General features: G+C 62.7%; 17 protein-coding genes. 11 read left to right on the top strand and 6 right to left on the bottom strand.

Annotation, left to right across the window (positions count from 1 at the left end; all coding sequences use genetic code 11):
- Positions 1 to 158 precede the first annotated feature (158 nt).
- Positions 159 to 1,007, top strand: coding sequence for a sterol desaturase family protein (locus ACSSVQ_RS03285; RefSeq protein ID WP_454180816.1), 849 nt, complete (start codon positions 159 to 161; stop codon positions 1,005 to 1,007).
- Between the two features lie 8 nt (positions 1,008 to 1,015).
- On the opposite strand, the gene ACSSVQ_RS03280 is transcribed toward ACSSVQ_RS03285, so the two are convergent.
- The 3 genes from ACSSVQ_RS03280 to purM all read right to left on the bottom strand — a co-directional run bounded on the left by ACSSVQ_RS03280 (position 1,016) and on the right by purM (position 3,295).
- Positions 1,016 to 1,411 carry a L,D-transpeptidase family protein gene (locus ACSSVQ_RS03280; protein WP_454180815.1) on the bottom strand — a complete coding sequence of 132 codons (396 nt, stop codon included), beginning with the start codon at positions 1,409 to 1,411 and terminating at the stop codon, positions 1,016 to 1,018.
- A 142-nt stretch (positions 1,412 to 1,553) separates the two neighbouring features.
- Complete coding sequence (gene purN / locus ACSSVQ_RS03275; protein WP_454180814.1) at positions 1,554 to 2,201, bottom strand: phosphoribosylglycinamide formyltransferase; 648 nt, start codon at positions 2,199 to 2,201, stop codon at positions 1,554 to 1,556.
- Complete coding sequence (purM, locus tag ACSSVQ_RS03270) at positions 2,201 to 3,295, bottom strand: phosphoribosylformylglycinamidine cyclo-ligase (protein WP_454180813.1); 1,095 nt, start codon at positions 3,293 to 3,295, stop codon at positions 2,201 to 2,203. The genes purN and purM overlap by 1 nt, the downstream gene beginning before the upstream one ends.
- Positions 3,296 to 3,583: 288 nt before the next feature.
- Here purM and ACSSVQ_RS03265 point away from each other — a divergent pair, with 288 nt between their 5' ends.
- The 6 genes from ACSSVQ_RS03265 (at position 3,584) to ACSSVQ_RS03240 (ending at position 12,181) form a co-directional block, all read left to right on the top strand.
- Positions 3,584 to 4,894: a DUF2066 domain-containing protein gene (locus tag ACSSVQ_RS03265; protein ID WP_454180812.1), complete on the top strand. Its 1,311-nt coding sequence runs from the start codon at positions 3,584 to 3,586 to the stop codon at positions 4,892 to 4,894.
- 43 nt (positions 4,895 to 4,937) lie between these two features.
- Complete coding sequence (locus ACSSVQ_RS03260) at positions 4,938 to 6,101, top strand: AI-2E family transporter (RefSeq protein ID WP_454180811.1); 1,164 nt, start codon at positions 4,938 to 4,940, stop codon at positions 6,099 to 6,101.
- The gene (locus tag ACSSVQ_RS03255) at positions 6,102 to 6,779 is read left to right on the top strand and encodes a chromosomal replication initiator DnaA (RefSeq protein ID WP_454180810.1); all 678 of its coding nucleotides are present in this window, start codon (positions 6,102 to 6,104) and stop codon (positions 6,777 to 6,779) included.
- A 291-nt stretch (positions 6,780 to 7,070) separates the two neighbouring features.
- Positions 7,071 to 9,209, top strand: coding sequence for an RNA degradosome polyphosphate kinase (locus ACSSVQ_RS03250; RefSeq protein WP_454184640.1), 2,139 nt, complete (start codon positions 7,071 to 7,073; stop codon positions 9,207 to 9,209).
- 30 nt (positions 9,210 to 9,239) lie between these two features.
- Entirely contained in the window at positions 9,240 to 10,733 is a 1,494-nt protein-coding gene (gene ppx / locus ACSSVQ_RS03245) for an exopolyphosphatase (RefSeq protein WP_454180809.1), read from the top strand.
- Between the two features lie 71 nt (positions 10,734 to 10,804).
- Positions 10,805 to 12,181, top strand: coding sequence for a 4Fe-4S ferredoxin (locus tag ACSSVQ_RS03240; RefSeq protein WP_454180808.1), 1,377 nt, complete (start codon positions 10,805 to 10,807; stop codon positions 12,179 to 12,181).
- Positions 12,182 to 12,187: 6 nt separating this feature from the next.
- On the opposite strand, the gene ACSSVQ_RS03235 is transcribed toward ACSSVQ_RS03240, so the two are convergent.
- The gene (locus ACSSVQ_RS03235) at positions 12,188 to 12,625 is read right to left on the bottom strand and encodes a MarR family winged helix-turn-helix transcriptional regulator (protein WP_454180807.1); all 438 of its coding nucleotides are present in this window, start codon (positions 12,623 to 12,625) and stop codon (positions 12,188 to 12,190) included.
- 251 nt (positions 12,626 to 12,876) lie between these two features.
- Here ACSSVQ_RS03235 and ACSSVQ_RS03230 point away from each other — a divergent pair, with 251 nt between their 5' ends.
- Both ACSSVQ_RS03230 and ACSSVQ_RS03225 read left to right on the top strand, forming a co-directional pair.
- Positions 12,877 to 13,809: a diguanylate cyclase gene (locus tag ACSSVQ_RS03230; protein ID WP_454180806.1), complete on the top strand. Its 933-nt coding sequence runs from the start codon at positions 12,877 to 12,879 to the stop codon at positions 13,807 to 13,809.
- A gap of 4 nt (positions 13,810 to 13,813) precedes the next feature.
- A complete protein-coding gene (locus ACSSVQ_RS03225) occupies positions 13,814 to 14,770 on the top strand; it encodes a diguanylate cyclase (RefSeq protein WP_454180805.1) in 957 nt (318 codons plus the stop codon).
- An 18-nt stretch (positions 14,771 to 14,788) separates the two neighbouring features.
- Here the strand turns inward: ACSSVQ_RS03225 and rnd are convergent, their stop codons facing one another.
- Positions 14,789 to 15,943 (bottom strand): ribonuclease D, encoded by a 1,155-nt coding sequence (gene rnd / locus ACSSVQ_RS03220; RefSeq protein WP_454180804.1) that lies wholly within the window; start codon positions 15,941 to 15,943, stop codon positions 14,789 to 14,791.
- Between the two features lie 189 nt (positions 15,944 to 16,132).
- Here rnd and aspS point away from each other — a divergent pair, with 189 nt between their 5' ends.
- A complete protein-coding gene (gene aspS / locus ACSSVQ_RS03215) occupies positions 16,133 to 17,965 on the top strand; it encodes an aspartate--tRNA ligase (protein WP_454180803.1) in 1,833 nt (610 codons plus the stop codon).
- A gap of 90 nt (positions 17,966 to 18,055) precedes the next feature.
- Here the strand turns inward: aspS and ACSSVQ_RS03210 are convergent, their stop codons facing one another.
- Positions 18,056 to 18,484 carry a phasin family protein gene (locus ACSSVQ_RS03210; RefSeq protein ID WP_454180802.1) on the bottom strand — a complete coding sequence of 143 codons (429 nt, stop codon included), beginning with the start codon at positions 18,482 to 18,484 and terminating at the stop codon, positions 18,056 to 18,058.
- Between the two features lie 214 nt (positions 18,485 to 18,698).
- Here ACSSVQ_RS03210 and ACSSVQ_RS03205 point away from each other — a divergent pair, with 214 nt between their 5' ends.
- Entirely contained in the window at positions 18,699 to 19,157 is a 459-nt protein-coding gene (locus ACSSVQ_RS03205; protein ID WP_454180801.1) for a host attachment protein, read from the top strand.

The raw sequence follows: 19,157 nt of genomic DNA, 5'->3' as shown, positions 1-19,157 counted from the left end.
GTTCGGAAGGCCCCGCCCCTGAAATGCAGAAGGGGGCGGGGCCTTTTGCTTTTTCGGCAACACTTTGCGACGCAATGGCCCGGCAGGCCTCGCGGCCGGGAATCGCGTGCTAGTCTTTTCCGACCGACGTATTTTTGCCGACGAAGCGAGACGAAATCTTGAGACGCGTATTGTCTGTCGTTCTCTGGCCGCTGCTCTTCGCTGTGCCGCTGGCCATTGTCTGGGCCGCCATGTCCACCGGGCACGGGGTGGCCGCCTTCAACGTGACCTATCTGGGGCTGGCGCTCACCATTGCCGTTCTCGAGCGGGCCATGCCGCATGAGCGCGCCTGGCTCGAAAATGACGGCCAGATGCTGCCGGACCTCCTCCATACCGTGCTGAACAAGGGCGTGGCGCAGGTGTTGATCACCGTCATTGTCTTTATGGGGATCGCAGGATGGATGGCGCCCCGGGGAGACGGCATCTGGCCCGCCGAATGGCCGCTCGCCATCCAGCTCGCGTTGGGCCTTGTCGTCATCGAATTCCCGCTCTACTGGAAGCACCGTCTGGCGCATGAATGGCCGTGGCTCTGGCGCTTCCATGCCGTGCATCACAGCGTGACGCGGCTCTGGTTCTTCAATACCGGGCGCTTTCACCTCGTGGATACGCTGACCGGCCTCGCGGTGGGCATCCCGATCCTGTTGCTGCTCGGCGCGCCGGAGCCGGTGCTGCTGCTGGTCAGCGCGGTGACGGCCTTCATCGGGCTTCTCACCCACTGCAATATCGAGATGCGCTGCGGCGTGTTGAACTATGTCTTCAATACGCCTTCGCTCCATCGCTGGCACCACTCGAAGGATTTGAACGAGGGCAACCGGAACTATGGCGAGAACCTGGTGCTGTACGACCAGCTTTTCGGCAGCTTCTACAATTCGCCGCGCCGCCCGCCCCGGGATATCGGGATCGAGCAGCCCATGCCGGAAAACTTCCTCGGACAGCTGAAAGTGCCGTTCACCCGCCAGCCGCTCTGAGGTTTTCTTCACTGACGGATTTCAACCGGTGTGCCATCGGGCACGATGCGCCAGATTTCCTCGATCTCCGGATTGGTGACGGCGATGCATCCGGCCGTCCAGTCCACCAAGCGATGAAGGCGTCCGAACCAGCCGAGGCCGTTGCGCAGACCGTGGATCATGATGTCGCTGCCCGGCGATATGCCAGCGGCATTGGCCCGTGCGACATCCGATGCGTCCGGATAGCTGATCCGGAGGGAAAGGTGGTAGGCGCTGTCAGGGTTGCGCGAGGCGATCTTGTATCGTCCATCCGGCGTCAGACGGTCGCCCTCCCGGGTCTTGGGAGCAATCCCGCCGGTGCCGAGTGATATTCGATAAACACGGAGAGATCTGCCCCCGGAAATAGAGCGACAGGCTGTGCTCACTCTTGTCGATGAGTATGCGGTCGGCGCGCGTCGCGGGCGGAATCGGATTGTCGACCGGCCAGTTTGCATAAAGGAGAATTGCGGCACCGAAGGCGAGAATCGCGAGAAGGGGAAAGACAGCTCTTCTCACGGCGGCCTCTTCCTAGTCCAATGGCGGCATGAAGATGGGCGCGGGCGCGTCGGGAATACCATCGGAAATGACGACGCGCTCATCGGCCACCCGCGCCTTGCCTTCTGCGACGAGGCGCAGTGCGAAGGGGTAGAGCTTGTGTTCGGCCTCAAGGATGCGCTCGGCGAGCACATCTGCCGTGTCGTCAGGCAGCACCGGCACCGCCACCTGCGCGACGATGGGGCCTTCATCCATCTCGGGACGGACGAAATGCACCGTGGCGCCCGAGAGGCGCACGCCTGCATCGATTGCGCGCTGATGCACATGCAAGCCCTTGAAGGCGGGCAGGAGCGAGGGGTGGATGTTGAGCATCCGGTCGCGCCACCTGTTGACGAAATCGTCGGTCAGGATGCGCATGAAGCCCGCATTGCAGACGAGTTCGATCTCCGCATCTTCCAGCGTGCGGTGAAGCACCGCGTCGAACTCCTCGCGCGTCTTGAATTCCTTGTGGTCGATGACCTTGTGAGGAATGCCGGCTTCCTCGGCATGGAGGAGGCCGGACGCATTCGGCCGGTTGGACAGCACAAGGCCGATCTCGGCGGGGAAGTCCTCCGCCGCGCAGGCATCGATCAGGGCCTTGAGGTTGGAACCGCGGCCCGAAATCAGGACGGCAATGCGCATCAGCCTGCCGACCCCAATTCGCCCTTGATGACGACGCGCTCGCCGCCACTTTCCGCTTCGGCCAGTTTGCCGATGCGATAGACGGTTTCGCCCGCGCCGCGCAGGAAGCTCGCCACCTCCTCGGCCTTGTCCGCATCCGCGACCACGACCATGCCGATGCCGCAATTGAAGGTACGGCCCATCTCGGCTTCGTCGAGCCCGCCCAGCTTCATCAGCCAGCGGAAGACGGGTGGCATGGCCCAGCTCGCGCCGTCGATATGGGCGGCGAGCCCGTCGGGCAGCACGCGGGGAATGTTTTCGACAAAGCCGCCGCCGGTGATATGCGCCATCGCCTTCACCGCATGCGTTTCGCGGATCGCAGACAGAAGCGAGCGGACATAGATCCGCGTCGGCGTCAGCAGCGTCTGCGCGATGTTCGCACCGTCGCCGCCGGGGAAGGGGGCGGACCATGAAAGCCGCTCGTCTTCCACGATGCGGCGGACGAGCGAATAGCCGTTGGAGTGGAAACCGGAAGAGGCAAGGCCCAGCAGCACGTCGCCCGGCTTGAGGTCGGAGCGCGGCAGCACGCCGTCACGCTCGACCGCGCCGACGGCAAAGCCCGCAAGGTCGTAATCGCCCTTGGAATACATGCCCGGCATTTCCGCCGTCTCGCCGCCGATCAGCGCGCAATGCGCCTGGCGGCACCCTTCCGCGATACCGGCGACGACCGAGCGCGCCACATCCACGTCCAGATGGCCGGTTGCGTAATAGTCGAGAAAGAAAAGCGGCTCGGCACCCTGCACGACGAGATCGTTCACGCACATGGCGACAAGGTCGATGCCGACCGTCTCATGCTCGTCCGCCTCGATGGCGACGCGCAGCTTGGTGCCCACCCCGTCATTGGCGGCGACCAGCAGCGGGTCCTTGAAGCCGCAGGCGGCAAGATCGAACAGGCCACCGAAGCCGCCAAGCTCCGCATCCGCGCCCGCCCGGCGCGTCGAGGCGGCCAGCGGCTTGATCTGATGCACCAGCTCGTTGCCGGCGTCGATATCGACACCGGCCTTGGCATAGCTGTAGCGGTTGCTGCGGTCCGGATTTTCAGGATTGGAGGCCATGTCGCGCCGTCTTCAGGGAGGGGGAATCGAAGGGCATAAACCACCCGAAATTGAGCCCGTGCGCAAGGGGCTGTGGCAGAAGGGCCCAGGAAGCCGGAAAGAAGCCGGCCGGAAGAACGAGAATGCGTGGATAAGCGCGGATTGCGGCGGCTTTTTGGTCTGGCCGCCTTCGCGTGAGCGGGCGCGATGGTATAGTGTCGCCGGAATTAAGGCTCCCGCCATCGAGGCAGGGGCGCAGTCGAGCGTTCCCCGGACAGAATTGCCGGAACAGAATTGAAGGGCCAGTTCATGAAGGCGATTTACCGGCTCCTGCCCATCGCAGGGCTTTTCCTCGCATCGCAGATCGTAATCGGCACTCTTCCGGCCAGCGCGGGCGACCTGTTTACGGTGAAGAATGTGCATGTGGACGTGACCGCCGACAGCGCCGCGACGGCGCGCGGGCTCGCGCAGGCGCAAGGCCAGCGCGATGCGCTGACGCAGCTCATGCACCGCCTGACCCTGCCGGAAGACTGGAGCAAGCTGCCCCCGGTGGACGACCAGATGGCTCAGAACGCCGTGTCCGGCTTTCAGGTCGCCAGTGAAAAGGCGAGTTCCACCCGCTATATCGCCAATCTGATCGTGAGCTTCCAGCGTGGGGCCGTGCGCGGCATCCTAAGCCGCTCCGGCGTGCCATTTGCCGAGACGCAGGCCCGCCCGGCGCTTCTCCTGCCGGTGCTGGAAAAGGACGGGACCCGTATTCTCTGGGAAGACGACAATCCCTGGCGCAAGGCCTGGAACAAGGTCGACCTGTCGGGCGCCATGAAGCCGCTTATCGTGCCCCTGGGCGATATCGACGAAATGAACCTCGTCCCCGTCGACAAGGCGGTCTCGGGCGACGCAGAGGCGTTGACGGCGCTTGCCGAACGCTATGGCGCGTCCGACACGGTGGTGGCGCTGGCCAAGGCCAGCCCGCGCGACGGCAAGACCGTGCTCGACGTGACCGCCACCCATTATGGCGGCCCGGCGCCGCAGGAAACCATCCAGCGCTCTTTCGAGGGCGATACGCTGGAAGACGCCGCCGCGCAGGCCGCGCAGGGCATGCTCACCTCGCTCGGGATTCAGTGGAAACGCCAGATCATCGTCCGCGATACCCGCATAAGGGAGCTGAACGCGACGGCCCGCTTCGACAATCTGGGCGAGTGGCAGAAGATCCGCCACGGGCTTGGCAGCACCCCGCTGATCACCGGCATGGATGTGATGGGCATTACGGGCGGGGCAGCCGAACTGCGCCTCTCCTTCAAGGGGGAGCCGGAACGGCTGGCGCTTTCCCTCGCACAGCAGGGCCTCGCGCTTTCCTCGGACGGGGTGGCCAGCGCCGGACCGGGACCGGATGCAGGGATGGACGGGGCCGGCATGACGCCGGTTGCCGAGGCGGGCGACCGGGGACCCGAAGCCCGTGTGCCCGAGGAGGGCGGTTTTCTGACGCCTGAGGAACAGCAGACGACGCGCCGCACGCCGATGGACGCGATGCCCGCGCCTGGCGCCGGTACAGTGCCGGGCGCGACGTCGCAGGGGGCAATCGAAAGCGGTCGGCACTGGGTTCTGAAAGTGCAGCCGTGACGGGCATCGCCGATCTGCAAATGGACCGGCCGGGGAGAGGGCAATGAGCATTCAGCGGCAATTGATCGTCTGGGCCATCGTGGCGTTCGTCTTCGTGCTCATGCTCTGGCTGCTCGAAAGCATCCTCCTGCCCTTCGTGGCGGGCATGGCGATCGCCTATTTCCTCGATCCGATGGCCGACAAGCTGGAGGAATGGGGGCTGTCGCGCCTCTGGGCGACCGCGGTGATCACGATCTTTTTCATCATCGTCATGGTTGTGCTGGCCATTCTGGTGCTGCCCCCGGTCGTGCAGCAGGCGGTCTCGCTGGCTGAATCGCTGCCCAAGCTCTTCGAGGAAGCGCGGCAGGGCCTGCTGCATCTGACATCGGCCCGGCTTGAAGCGATCTTCGGCGAGCGCGCCGCGGACATTCAGGACGCGATCAAGAGTTCTCTGGGCGACAGCTTCGGCTGGCTTCTGAACATCGTTGCCTCGGTCGGGTCGCAGGGGCTTCAGATCGCAGGCGTCATCGCCCTGGTGGTGGTAACGCCCGTCGTCGCCTTCTATCTGCTGCTCGACTGGGACCGGATGGTGGAGCGGATCGATCAACTTCTGCCGCGCGATCATGCGCCGACGATCCGCGCGCTGGCCCGCGAGATCGACACGGTGCTGGAAGGCTATGTGCGCGGACAGGTGCTGGTCTGCATCATTCTCGGCAGCTATTACGCCATTGCGCTGTCGGCTGCCGGACTGCGCTTCGGGCTCATTGTCGGCATCGTATCGGGCATCATCAGTTTCATCCCCTATCTGGGATCGCTGACAGGCTTCGTCATCTCGCTCATTCTGGCGCTTCTGCAGTTCTGGCCCGACTACACCCAGGTCATCATCATCATGGCGATCTATCAGCTGGGGCAGATCGTGGAAGGCAATTTCCTCCAGCCCAAGCTGGTGGGCGACAGGGTGCAGCTTCATCCCGTCTGGGTGATGTTCGCCTTGTTCGCCTTTGGCGCGCTGTTCGGCTTCGTCGGCGCGTTGCTGGCCGTGCCCGTCGCCGCGGCGATCGGCGTCATCGCGCGGTATTCGGTGGCGCGCTATCAGACGAGCCCGCTCTATCTCGGCGACCGCGCCTATTCATCGGGCGCGGGAGATGTGGAGGCGAAGGCCCAGCATGCGGAGGGACGGCCCGTTCCGCCCGGCGTGGCACCCACCAAGGAAACACCGGAAGGCTGAATGGCCCGGCAACTTGTACTGGCATTGCCGCACCGCCCGGCGCTGGGGCGGGAGGATTTTCTGGTCGCAGCGTCGAACGAGACGGCGGTCGCGATGATCGACGCCTGGCCGGACTGGTCGGCGCCGTGGCTGGTGCTGTCGGGACCCGCTGGAAGCGGCAAAACGCATCTCGCCGAAGTCTGGCGCATGAGAAGCGATGCGCGGCACGTCGCGCCCGCCGACTTGCCCGATGCCGACATAGCCGCCCTGGCAGCGGGCGGTCCGCTGGTGCTGGAGGGGATCGACGCGCTGTCGGAAAAGGGCGAGCGCGCGCTTTTTCATCTGGTGAACCTGACGCGGGAAGAGGGCGGGTTTTTGCTGATGACCTCGCGCATCGCCCCGGCGCAGCAAAAGTTCACCTTGCCCGATCTCGCCTCGCGCCTTCGCGCCGCGCCGCATGCCGAACTGGGAAGCCCCGATGACGAGCTGCTGGCGGGCGTGCTGGCAAAGCTCTTCGACGACCGCCAGCTCAATGTGCCCGAGACGCTGATCCCCTTTCTGCTGCCGCGCATGGAACGCTCGGTGGCGGCCGCCCGTGCGCTGGTGGAAGCGCTGGACGAAGCGTCTCTGGCGGGAAAACGGCCTTTGGGGCCTCGACTCGCCGCCGAGATACTGGAGCGCGGCCCATCGCAGGATTGATCCCCAAGCCGTTGATGGTTCAAGTGAAATCGGCTTTTCCAGGTCATATCTTGGTCATATAGTTTTCGTAATCTCCAATCCGTTTCATGACTTGATTTGATAGCCTGACGGGCCGAACAGAAAGACGCGACCGAAATGAGCACCGGTAAAGCCAAGCAAAATGCCTCCGCCAGAGAGAGGGCTCAGCCGGAGAACGGTCGGGACGCCTCGTCCCGTTCGGACGCGCCGCTTTCGGACGTGGCGAAGCCCACAACGCCGGCGGCGCCGGACATTCCGGTCACGGCGATCGACATGACGCGGCCCGAGCGGTTCATCAACCGGGAGCTGTCCTGGCTGGCCTTCAACCGGCGCGTCCTCGAAGAATCGGAAAACCCCAACCATCCGCTTCTGGAGCGCCTGCGCTTCCTGTCCATCTCGGCCTCCAACCTGGACGAGTTCTACATGGTCCGCGTGGCGGGCCTGCGCGGCCAGGTGCGCGCCGGCGTGGAGACCATGAGCCCGGACGGCCTGACGGTGGCCCAGCAGCTCGATCGCGTGAACGCCATGGCGAACGAGTTGATGAACGATCAGCAGAACCGCTTGGGTGAATTGCTGAAGGAATTGCGCCAGGCGGGTATCTGCCTGCTGGAGCCGGGAGAAGTCACGGAAGAGGAATTCTCCTGGATCGAGACGCGCTTTCTCGAACAGGTGTTTCCGGTGCTGACGCCGCTGGCCATCGACCCGGCGCATCCTTTCCCCTTCATCCCCAATCTCGGTTTCGCGCTGGGGCTTCAACTGAAGCGCATCAGCGACGGCAAGATGATGGATGCGCTGCTGCCCGTGCCCCATCAGGTGGAACGCTTTATGCGCCTGCCGAGTAATATGGGCGGCAAGGGCACGGAAGGCACGATCCGTTTCATCAGCCTTGAAAACATGATCGGCCTGTTTCTCGACCGGCTGTTCCCCGGCTATCAGGTGGCCGGGCGCGGCGCCTTCCGCCTGCTGCGTGACAGCGATATCGAAATCGAGGAAGAAGCCGAAGACCTGGTGCGCTATTTCGAAAGCGCGCTGAAGCGCCGCCGCCGGGGCAGCGTGATCCGGCTGAAGATCGAAGCGGCCACGCCCGAGGGCTTACGCAATTTCGTCGTGGACGAACTCGACGTCAGCGAAAAGGAACTGGTTCAGGTCGACGGCATTCTGGGTCTCGCCCAGGTGAGCCAGCTTATCGTGGACGATCGTCCGGACCTGAAATTCCCGCCCTATAATGCGCGCTTCCCCGAGCGCATCCGCGATCATGGCGGCGACTGCCTCGCCGCGATCCGCGCCAAGGACATTCTGGTCCACCATCCTTACGAATCTTTCGACGTGGTGGTGCAGTTCCTGCGTCAGGCCGCGGCTGACCCGGATGTCGTCGCGATCAAGCAGACGCTTTACCGCACCTCCAAGGACAGTCCCATCGTGGAGGCGCTGATCGAGGCGGCGGAGGCCGGTAAATCCGTGACGGCGCTGGTGGAGCTGAAAGCGCGTTTCGACGAAGCCGCCAATATCGGCTGGGCGCGCGATCTGGAACGCGCCGGCGTGCAGGTGGTGTTCGGCTTCATCGAACTCAAGACCCACGCGAAAGTGTCGCTGGTGGTCCGCCGCGAGAGCGGTGTGCTGCGCTCCTATGTGCATTTCGGCACCGGCAATTATCACCCGATCACGGCGAAGATTTACACCGACTGCTCCATGTTCACCTGCGATCCGCGCCTGGCGCATGACGCAGCCCAGCTCTTCAACTTCATTACGGGCTATGCCGAACCGAAGGATATGGAGCTGCTCTCCGTTTCGCCGCTAAACCTGCGCAAGCGCCTGCTTTCCGATATCCAGACCGAGATCGACAATGCAAGAGCAGGGCGTCCCGCCGCGATCTGGGCGAAGATGAACTCCCTGGTGGATACGGCGCTCGTCGATGCGCTCTACAAGGCCAGCCAGGCTGGCGTTCACATCGAGCTCGTCATTCGCGGCATTTGCTGCCTGCGTCCGGGCGTGCCGGGGCTTTCGGAAAACATCCGTGTAAAGAGCATCGTTGGGCGCTTCCTGGAGCATTCCCGTATCGTGTGCTTCGGCAATGGCGCGGAGCTGCCTTCCGACAAGGCGAAGGTTTATATCTCCTCGGCCGACTGGATGCCCCGCAATCTCGACCGCCGGGTGGAGACGCTGGTGCCGATCCTGAACCCCACGGTTCACGATCAGGTGCTGGACCAGATCATGCTGGCCAACCTCAAGGACAACCAGCAGAGCTGGGAACTGCGTCCCGACGGCCGATTCGTCCGCATCACGGTGCCGGAGGGCGAGGAGCCGTTTAACGCACACACCTATTTCATGAACAATGCTAGCCTCTCTGGCCGCGGCAAAGCGCTGCAGAAAAATCTGCCGCCAAAATTCGACATCAAGGCCGCGCAGGATTAAAACGTCCTGCAAACGTCCAAGAGGATTGAAGTGAGCCGCAGCAAGAAGAGCGGCCGGTTCGGCATTATCGATCTCGGCTCAAACTCTGTACGACTCGTGGTCTATGCCGGTGCGCAACGCAACCCGGTACCGGTCTTCAATGAAAAGGTGATGTGCGGCCTTGGCCGTAGCCTTGCGAGTACCGGACGTCTCGACCCCAAAGGCATGGAACGGGCGCTGGCTGCGATGCGCCGCTTCGTCGCGCTGCGCGAGCAGATCGGCATCGACGAACTGGTCGTTGCAGCAACCGCCGCCGTGCGCGATGCGGAGGACGGTGCCGAATTCGTCAAGAAGGCCGAAGGCATTTGCGGCTTCCCCTTCATGATCCTCTCCGGCAAGGACGAGGCCCGCTTTGCCGCGCAGGGCGTGCTGTCCGGCACACCCGATGCCGAAGGCATTGTCGGCGATCTGGGTGGCGGCAGCCTCGAACTGGTGACGGTGGGCGGCGGCAAGATGGGCGAGGGCGCCACGCTGCCGCTCGGCCCGCTTCGCCTCATGGACCTTTCCAAGGGCAATCTCACGCTCGCCGAGACCATCGTCGAGAAGGAACTCAAGGGCCTCGACTGGCTGAAGCGCCTGGAAGGACAACGCTTCTATGCGGTCGGCGGTGTCTGGCGAAACCTTGCCCGCATCCACATGGCGCAGCGCAAATACCCCATCCATGTGCTGCATCACTATTCCATGCCCGCCTCGGAGGCGGCCGAGATTTCCCGCGTGATCGAGAAGCTCGGCCCCAAGACGCTCGGGCAGATTCCGGATGTTTCGGAGCGCCGCATCGATGCGCTGCCCTATGGCGCGCTGGTGCTGGACAAGATCCTCGCAGCCACCAAGGCGAAGGAAGTCATCGTCTCCGCCTATGGTCTGCGCGAAGGCGTCCTTTTCGACCGGCTTGAGGCGGAGGAAAAGGCGAAGCACCCGCTGATCGCAGGCGCGCATGATCTGGCGGGCCGGCTGGCGCGCTTTCCCGAGCATGGCGACGAGTTCTTCGACTGGACCGCGCCGCTCTTCGCCAAGGATCTGCTGGGCGAAAACGAGGAAGAAGCGCGGCTGCGGCTTGCCGGGTGCATCCTTGCCGATATCGGCTGGTATGTGCATCCCGACTACCGGGCGCATCATGCGATGACCGAGATCATGCTGGCGCCGTTCTCCGGTATCGATCATCCGGGCCGTATCTTTCTGGCCCGTGTCGGCTATCACCGGCATGAGGGGCGGGGAGAGCCGGACCTGCTGGGCGATCTCACCGGCATGATGAACGAGAAGGAAAACAGCCGGGCGCTGGTGCTGGGGCTGGCGCTCCGTCTCGCCTTCACGCTGTGCGGCGCGACGACCGGCCTTCTGCCGCGCACCCGGCTGAGCGTGAGCAAGAACTTCGTGACGCTCACCCTCGACCGCAAGGACGAGGCGCTGACCGGCGAGGTCGTGGAAAAGCGCCTCAATGCGCTGGCCCGGTCGCTGGGCCGGAAGGGCGAGGTAAAGATCAAATAATTCACTGCGACCGCCATTGACGACGGTTTGCGTCACTCCATATAGTGTATCTACACTATATGGAGTCAGACATGACCGGGACGACTGCCGAACATCGCGATATCGAAGCCTATCGGGCCCTGAAAGAGACCGGCGGGAGCGAGCCGGCCCCCCGGGCATTGGAACCGCTCGATGAGGACTTCCTTCGCGGGCTCTTTCTGGAGGCAGGCGCCGACGATTGCGGCATCGTGGCGGCAAGCGATCCGGCCGCTGCCGCTCAGGCCCACCTGATCGAGGCGCTTTTGCCGGGGACGCGGACGCTGGTGAGTTTTGTCTGCCGCATGAACCGGACGACGGTACGCACGACGGTGCGCTCCGTCGCCAATGAAGAGTTCCACCAGACCTACGACCTGGTGAACGATGTCGCCCGTGACGTGGTGCGCCGGCTGGAGGACAGGGGGATCCGCGCGATCAACCCCGCCGCCGCCTTTCCCATGGAAGCGCAGAACTTTCCGACCAATATGCAAACCATCTCCCACAAGCCGCTCGCCGAAACCGCCGGCATGGGCAGGATGGGGCTCCATCGCAACGTGATCCATCCGAAATTCGGCAGCTTCATCCTGCTCGGCACGGTGCTGATCGAAAATCCCGTCACGAAGACGAGCGCGCCGCTCGACTATTCGCCTTGCCTGGATTGCCGTCTCTGCGTGGCCGCCTGCCCGGTGGAGGCGATCGGCGCGGACGGCACCTTCAACTTCTCCGCCTGCTATACGCATAATTATCGCGAGTTCATGGGGGGCTTCACCGACTGGGTGCATGAAGTCGCCGAGGCGCGGGACGCGGAGGACTACGATAGTCGCGTGAGCCACGGCGAAACCGTGTCCATGTGGCAGAGCCTGTCCTTCAAGCCGGGCTACAAGGCCGCCTATTGCCTGAGTGTCTGTCCTGCCGGAACGGATGTGCTGGGGCCTTATGTCGATGACCGGATCGAGTATCGCAAAACCTATCTCGATCCGCTGCTGGCGAAGCAGGAGATGGTCTTCGTGCTGGAAGGGTCGGATGCCGCCGACAGCGTGCGGAAGCGTTTCCCCCACAAGCAGGTGAAACCGGTGGACTGGACGATCGAGAGCGACAATGCCTTCGCTTTCCTGTTCGGCCTGACGCTCACCTTCCAGCGCCGCAAGGCGCGCGGGCTCGACGCGGCGATCCATCTCACCGTGACGGGCGAGCAGGCGGCGGATGCCGCGCTGACGGTCGCGGAGAACAGGCTGACCGTCGATTTCGGCGTCCCCGAAACGCCGGCGGCGCATCTGTCCATCGGATGGGAAGACCTTCGCCGTCTCTTTCAGGGCAAGACCGAGCTTGCAACGCTGACAGATTGCGGTGCGGCGCGTGTGGAGGGGGATGAAGAGAGCCTTGCGCGGGTTCTGGACTGTTTCCCGCGCTACCGGGTGAGCGAGACCGCCTAGGCAGCCTCAGACATTGCGAATGATCTGCTCGAGCGAGGATTTCGCCACCGGCCAGTCGTCGCCCAGCTCCGTCTCCACGGTGCGCTGGGCGGCCTGCCAGTAGGGAAGCGCCTCATGCAGGCGCGTCCTGCCGCCGGATGTGAGTTTGAGCGACAGCGCGCGCCCTTCGCCGGACGGTTCGCTCGTGATGAGGCCCGCATCCTCCAGCACTCTCAGATTGCGCAGAAGTGTCGTCCGCTCCATGGCGAGATGATCGGCGAGCGCGCTCACCGATTTGGCCCGACCGTCCTTGATCGCAATGAGCAGGGTGAATTGCGTAATCCGCAGGCCGGTGGGCTTCAGCGCCTTGTCATAGATACGGGTCAGCTTGCGCGCTGCCATGCGCGCCCGCAGACAGGCGCAATTCTCCCGCACCAAGTCTTCCTGCCCCTCATCTTCCTGCATGTCGCGTTATCCCATTGGTTTAGTCACGCAAGTGTATCTACACAAATTCGGGTGGACAAGAATAGCGTCGCGAGGCATCAGCCCGACCGCGCGGGTGTATGAGTAGAGCCAAAAATGCAAATTTTACAATGGGTTAAGTGCGTATTTCGGACGCGCGACTAAAGGATTTGGAGAGGTTTGTCTGATCTTCTGGATGGAACCAGAAAGCGAGATACGTAGGAATCCTCCAAAACAGGAAGCGCACTGCAATCATGCGATCCAGCGAGACGCCGAAAGACGAAATCCGAAAAGCGATTACCGTCCTGGACCAGGAGCTGTTCAACCATAACCAGTGGATGGACACGCTTCAGATGACGCTGGTCTGCCGCCTGCGGCCCGACAACCGCGATCTCGACAAAGACGCCCATCGTCATTGCCGTTTCGGGCAATGGTATTACAGCGAGGGCGGGCAACATTTCCGCTCCAACCAGAATTTCGTCGAGCTTGAAGCCGCGCATAAGGCAATGCACGAACGCGCCACAGCGTTGCTCTGCTTGTTGATGGAGCATGAAGATATATCGGTCGCCGAATACGAACAGTTCCTTCACGAGCAAAGGCGGATGCGGCTTCAGATGGAGACGCTCAAGCACGAGCTGGAGGACGAAGCCTTCAACCTGGATGCGCTGACCGGTGCGTTCAGCCGCTCGGGCATGCTGACGCGCCTTCGCGAACAGCAAAGCCTGGTGAAGCGCGGCCTGGAAACATGCATCGTCGTCATGATGGATATCGACCACTTCAAGCTGGTCAATGACAATCACGGCCACACGGCGGGCGACCGGGTGCTGGCCGCCTTCGCAAAACATGTGATGTCGAATACGCGCCCTTTCGACAAGCTCTTCCGTTATGGCGGGGAAGAGTTTCTGCTTTGCGCTCCGCATACGGATCTTGAGACTGCGCACGAGATGATCGAGCGCATCCGTTCGGAGCTGGAGAAGCTTGCCATCGAGAACAATGGCGACGAGAAGCTGCATATCACCGCGTCTTTCGGCCTGGCCCTGCTCGATCCCGATCTTCCTGTCGTGGACTCGATAGACCGCGCCGATAGCGCGACCTATGCGGCCAAGCGGGCAGGGCGAAACCGGGTCATGGTCTGGGAGCCTTCCATGACCGAGGCGGAGAGGAGCGCTGCCGCGGCCAGGGAATGATTTGATGGACATGTTTTCCGTGGAGCAGGACGGCAAGGAAGAATTCGTACCGCCCGCCGACGAGATCAGGCGCGTGATGGCCGATATCGACCGTCAGATTCTCGAGCATGTCGGATGGCTGGACCAGCTGAACGCGGCTCTTATCTGCGGGCTCCCTTCCGACACCGATGATTTGAGCGGGAGCGCGCATCATTGTTGCCCCTTTGGCCGCTGGTACGATAGCGAAGCCCCCGACTGGCTTCGGAGCGTGTCGGGGTTTGCGGAGCTGGGCGACAGCCATCGGAAAATGCATGAGGGGGCATCCCTCCTGCTCCGGCGCTCCGCCGAAGGCCGCCCGATCGAAAAGGCCGAGTATGACGTCTTTCTGAAGCTGGTGACCGATCTGCGTTGGCTCATCCTGCTGCTGAAGCGCACCCTGGAAGACCTGCTTTTCGACTTCGATCCGCTGACCGGTGCAGGCAATCGCGTGGGAATGTCCGCCAAGTTGCACAAGCAGCAACAATTGGTGGATCGTCACCTGGTGGATTGCATGCTGGTGATGATGGATATCGACGAGTTCAAGCTGGTCAACGACACCTACGGCCATATGGCGGGCGACCGTGCGCTTGTGGCTTTCACGAAATACATCATGCGCTCCACGCGGCCCTTCGACATGCTGTTCCGATATGGCGGCGAGGAGTTTCTGCTCTGCGCCCCGCAATCGGGAATGGACCGGGCGCTGGAAGCGGTCGAGCGTCTCCGGGAAGGCCTGATGGAAGTGCCGGTGACGACCGGCGACGGCGATCCGGACGCCGAGACGTTCCATATCACCGCCTCTTTCGGCATCGCTTTCATGGAAAAGGGCATCGCGGCGGAGGAAGCGATCCGTCGCGCGGACATCGCCGTCTATGCAGCCAAGAAGGCCGGGCGGAACTGCACGAAAATCTGGTCGCCAGAAATGGGAATCCCGCTTTACGCCTGACGGGCGGGGCGGGCGGTCCTATCGGCTGGTTTCGATCAGCACGATTTTCTTGCCCTGGGCGCCAAGCGCCAGCTCGCCCTTTTTCAGCCGCAACGCGTCTTCGCCGAAAAGCTCCCGCCGCCAGCCCTTGAGGGCAGGGACATTGGCCTCTTCATGCGCCGCGATGAGCTCGAGGTCGGACACATTGGCGACGAGCTTTTGCGCCACATCGTGCTTTTCGCATTTCATCTTCAGCAGCACTTTGAGGAGTTCCACCAGCGGGCCGATGCCCGGCGGCAGGGGCTCGGGCCCTTCGACGACGGGGATGTCTTCCTCGGGCATGGCGAGCCCGCGTTCGATCGCCTCGATCAGCCCTTGCGCGGAACGCCCGCCGGCAAAGCCCCGCGGGATCGCCCGGAGCTGCTCCAGCTCTTCCAGGGAGCGGGGAAGCTGCGTCGCGATTTCATAAAGCGCATCGTCCTTCATGATCCGTCCGCGTGGCATGTCGCGCTCCTGCGCCTGCCTTTCGCGCCAGGCCGCGGCCTCGACCAGAACGGCGAGGCCCTGCCGCCCGCGATAGCGCATCTTGAGGCGCTTCCAGGCGTTCTCCGGCTTCATTTCATAGGTGGCCGGGGCCTGAAGGATGGCCATTTCCTCGCCCACCCAATGGACGCGCTTGGTCTTGGTGAGCCGCCGCGCCAGCACCTCGTAGATGGTGCGCAGATGGGTGACGTCGGCCATCGCATATTTGAGCTGCTTGTCGCTGAGCGGCCGCCGCGACCAGTCGGTGAAGCGGGAGGATTTGTCCACGCTGCCGCCTGTGAGCCGCTTTACCAGCGTCTCATAGCCCACACTGTCGCCGAACCCGCAGACCATGGCCGCCACCTGCGTGTCGAACAGGGGGTCGGGGATGGTGTCGCCGTCATGGAAGAAGATTTCGATGTCCTGGCGCGCGGCGTGGAACACTTTCACCACGTTCCGGTCGGCCATCAGCCGGTAGAAGGGGGCAAGATCGATCCCTTCGGCCAGCGGGTCGATTATGGCTTCATCGTCCGGCCCTGCCACCTGGATCAGGCAGAGCTTCGGCCAGAATGTGGAGTCCCGCATGAACTCGGTATCGACTGTGATGAAGCCGGCATTGGCGAGACGCTCACACAGGGATTCCAGAGCGTCGGTTTTCGTAATTATGTTCATGGGCCGGTTCTATACCGCATGGCGCGCGGCCTGTCCCGCATGAAGCCCGGCCCGACCGCCGCCGCGCAGCGCAAAGCTGCGCCTCGCGGTCTTGACAAGGCAGGTGTATCCATGCGCTTTTCGCGTCAAATTCATTCACTCCACCTGATTTGATGACGATTCGTCCTTGAATCTCAAGGCCTTGCAGAAATGAACAAATTCCGCAGCCACACCTGTGGCGAGCTTTCCAAGTCCGATGTCGAAAAGACCGTGCGCCTGTCCGGCTGGGTTCACCGTAAAAGAGACCATGGCGGCCTGCTTTTTATCGACCTCAGGGACAATTACGGGCTGACCCAGCTCGTCTTCGACCCCGATCAGGCAGACGCTTTCGCGATTGCCGAGCGCGTGCGCGCCGAGTCGGTCCTCTCCGTGGAGGGGCAGGTGGTGGCCCGCTCCGACGAGACGGTCAATCCGAACCTCGGCACCGGCGAAATCGAAATCCGGGTCGCGAGCGTCGAAGTGCTCTCGGACGCGCAGGAATTGCCCCTGCCGGTCTTCGGCGAGCCCGACTACCCCGAAGAGACGCGGCTCACCTACCGCTTCCTCGATCTGCGCCGCGAGACGCTCCACCGCAATATCCTGAAGCGCTCCCAGATCATCTCATCTGTCCGCCGCCGCATGACCGAGGAAGGCTTCCAGGAGTTCCAGACGCCGATCCTGACGGCCTCCTCGCCGGAAGGCGCGCGCGACTTCCTGGTGCCGTCCCGTATGCATCCGGGCCAGTTCTATGCGCTGCCGCAGGCGCCGCAGCAGTTCAAGCAGCTCATCATGGTGGCGGGCTTCGACCGCTACTTCCAGATCGCGCCCTGTTTCCGCGACGAGGATGCGCGTGCCGACCGCTCGCCGGGCGAGTTCTATCAGCTCGATGTGGAAATGAGCTTCGTCGAGCAGGACGACGTCTTCAATGCCATCGAGCCGGTGCTGCATGGCCTGTTCGAGGAATTCGCCGACGGGCGGGAAGTCTCTCCGCTGCCGTTCCCTCGCATTCCCTTCGCTGAGGCGATCCGCAAATACGGCTCCGACAAGCCCGACCTGCGCAACCCGATCGAGATGCAGGATGTGACCGAGGCCTTCCGCGGCTCCGGCTTCAAGGTCTTCGCCAATCTGATCGAACAGAACCACCAGACGGAAGTCTGGGCGATCCCCGCGCCGGGCGGCGGCAACCGCGCCTTCTGCGACCGGATGAATTCCTGGGCGCAGTCCGAAGGCCAGCCGGGCCTCGGTTACATCTTCTTCCGCGAGGAAGAAGGCGGTGTGCAGGGTGCGGGTCCCGTCGCCAAGAATATCGGTCCGGAGCGCACGACGCAGATCCGCGAGCAGCTGGGCCTCGGCGCCGGCGATGCGGTCTTCTTCGTCTGCGGCGTCCCCGCGAAATTCTACCAGTTCGCTGGTCTTGCCCGCACGCGCGTGGGCGAGGAACTCGAGCTGGTCGAGCAGGGCATCTTCAAGTTCTGCTGGATCGTCGATTTCCCCATGTTCGAATGGGACGAGGACGAGAAGAAGATCGACTTCTCGCATAACCCCTTCTCCATGCCGAACTATCCGCTGGACGATTTCCTCAAGCTGGACGCGTCCAACGCCGACGAAATCCTCGGCATGACCGCCTTCCAGTACGACATCGTCTGCAACGGCATCGAGCTGTCCTCGGGCGCCATCCGGAATCACAAGCCCGAAGTCATGTACAAGGCCTTCGAGATTGCGGGCTATGACAAGTCGGTGGTCGAGAACAAGTTCGGCGGCATGCTGAATGCCTTCAAATACGGCGCGCCGCCCCATGGCGGCATCGCGCCGGGCATCGACCGGATCGTGATGCTGCTTTGCGGGGAGGAAAACCTGCGCGAAGTGACCATGTTCCCGATGAACCAGCAGGCGCAGGACCTGTTGATGCAGGCGCCTTCCGAGGTAGACCCGCAACAGCTCAAGGAGCTGCACATTCGCTACGTGCCGCCGCTGGAGAAGAAGTCGGAAAAGAAGGACGACTGAACCAACTCGTTCAGCGCCAAACATTATGGCCCGGCGGGCGACCATCCATGTGATGGGGCGCCCGCCGGGTTTTTTATTTGCCGAAAACCTTTACTCAGCCGCTGCTTGCTGCCCAGCCGCGGCGGACGCCTTCTTGCTGCTATCCTTCGCGTCTTCAGTCGGCGTCATTTCGGTCAGGGCCTCGAGATTGTCGTTGGCCATCTTCTGCCAGATTTCGCCCAGCGTACGCATTTCCTCGAGATAGGCCGTCGCCGCATCGGTCAGATACTTGTTCTGAACCTTTACGGCATCGGTGGGAGACTTCGCCTCGCGGAGCTGGTCGAAAGCATCCTTGGCCACTTCCATGCGCTGCTCCGTGAAGCGCTTCATTTCGTCCTGCCAGGCAGTGATGCCGTCCTTGCAGGCGCCGAGCGTTTCGTTCATCGCCTTTTCGACGGAGACGACGCCAACCGGAAAAATATTCTCCAATTGGCCGCCGAATATGCCGCCGAAATCCTTGCCGTTGTCCTGTTTGGTCACGGGTAAGCTCCCCAAATCCTGCAGACAAAAATCGACCGGCTCTCCAACGGGCAGGCCCTTCCACGAAGAACCGGACAAAGACAGCATAGGCAGAGGAGTTTGTTTCTATTGTGACATGATATGAATCAAACCCATATGAACTGGACAAAGGCAGATTTGACCTTGAAGGATTGCCCTTCCGGCCAATCTTTTGATGAAAGAAAACGGGGATGAAATGGCTCCGAAAAAAATTTGGATTCTGGTCGCAAACGGCCACAGCGGAAAGATCTACGAAAGCGAGAAGCGCAATGAAGGGCTGAGGGAAGCCTTGCCCTATGAGCTTCATATGCCGAACCCGCCATCCGGCAAGAAGGGCAATGACGACCGCCCCGGCCGCGTGCATGAAAGCGCCGACGTTTCGCGTCACGCCATGGAGCCTCACTCCGATCCGGAGAAGCTCGCAAAGGAAAGTTTCGCTCGCCACGTCGCCACGCTGCTGGGTGAGGAAGCGCAGAAAGGCAAGTTCGACGAGTTGGTTGTCGTCGCCTCGCCGGAATTTCTCGGCGACCTGCGCGACGAGCTGCATGGCGAGATTCGCAAGAAGATCGTAGGCGAGGTCGACAAGGACCTCACCCACATGAAGCCGAAAGAACTGCGCGAGCGGGTATCCGCCGAGCTCGACCTGTTACTCTGA

Source organism: Parvibaculum sp. MBR-TMA-1.3b-4.2 (genome assembly GCF_053628815.1).
This window is presented reverse-complemented; position numbering and strand designations above follow the sequence as displayed.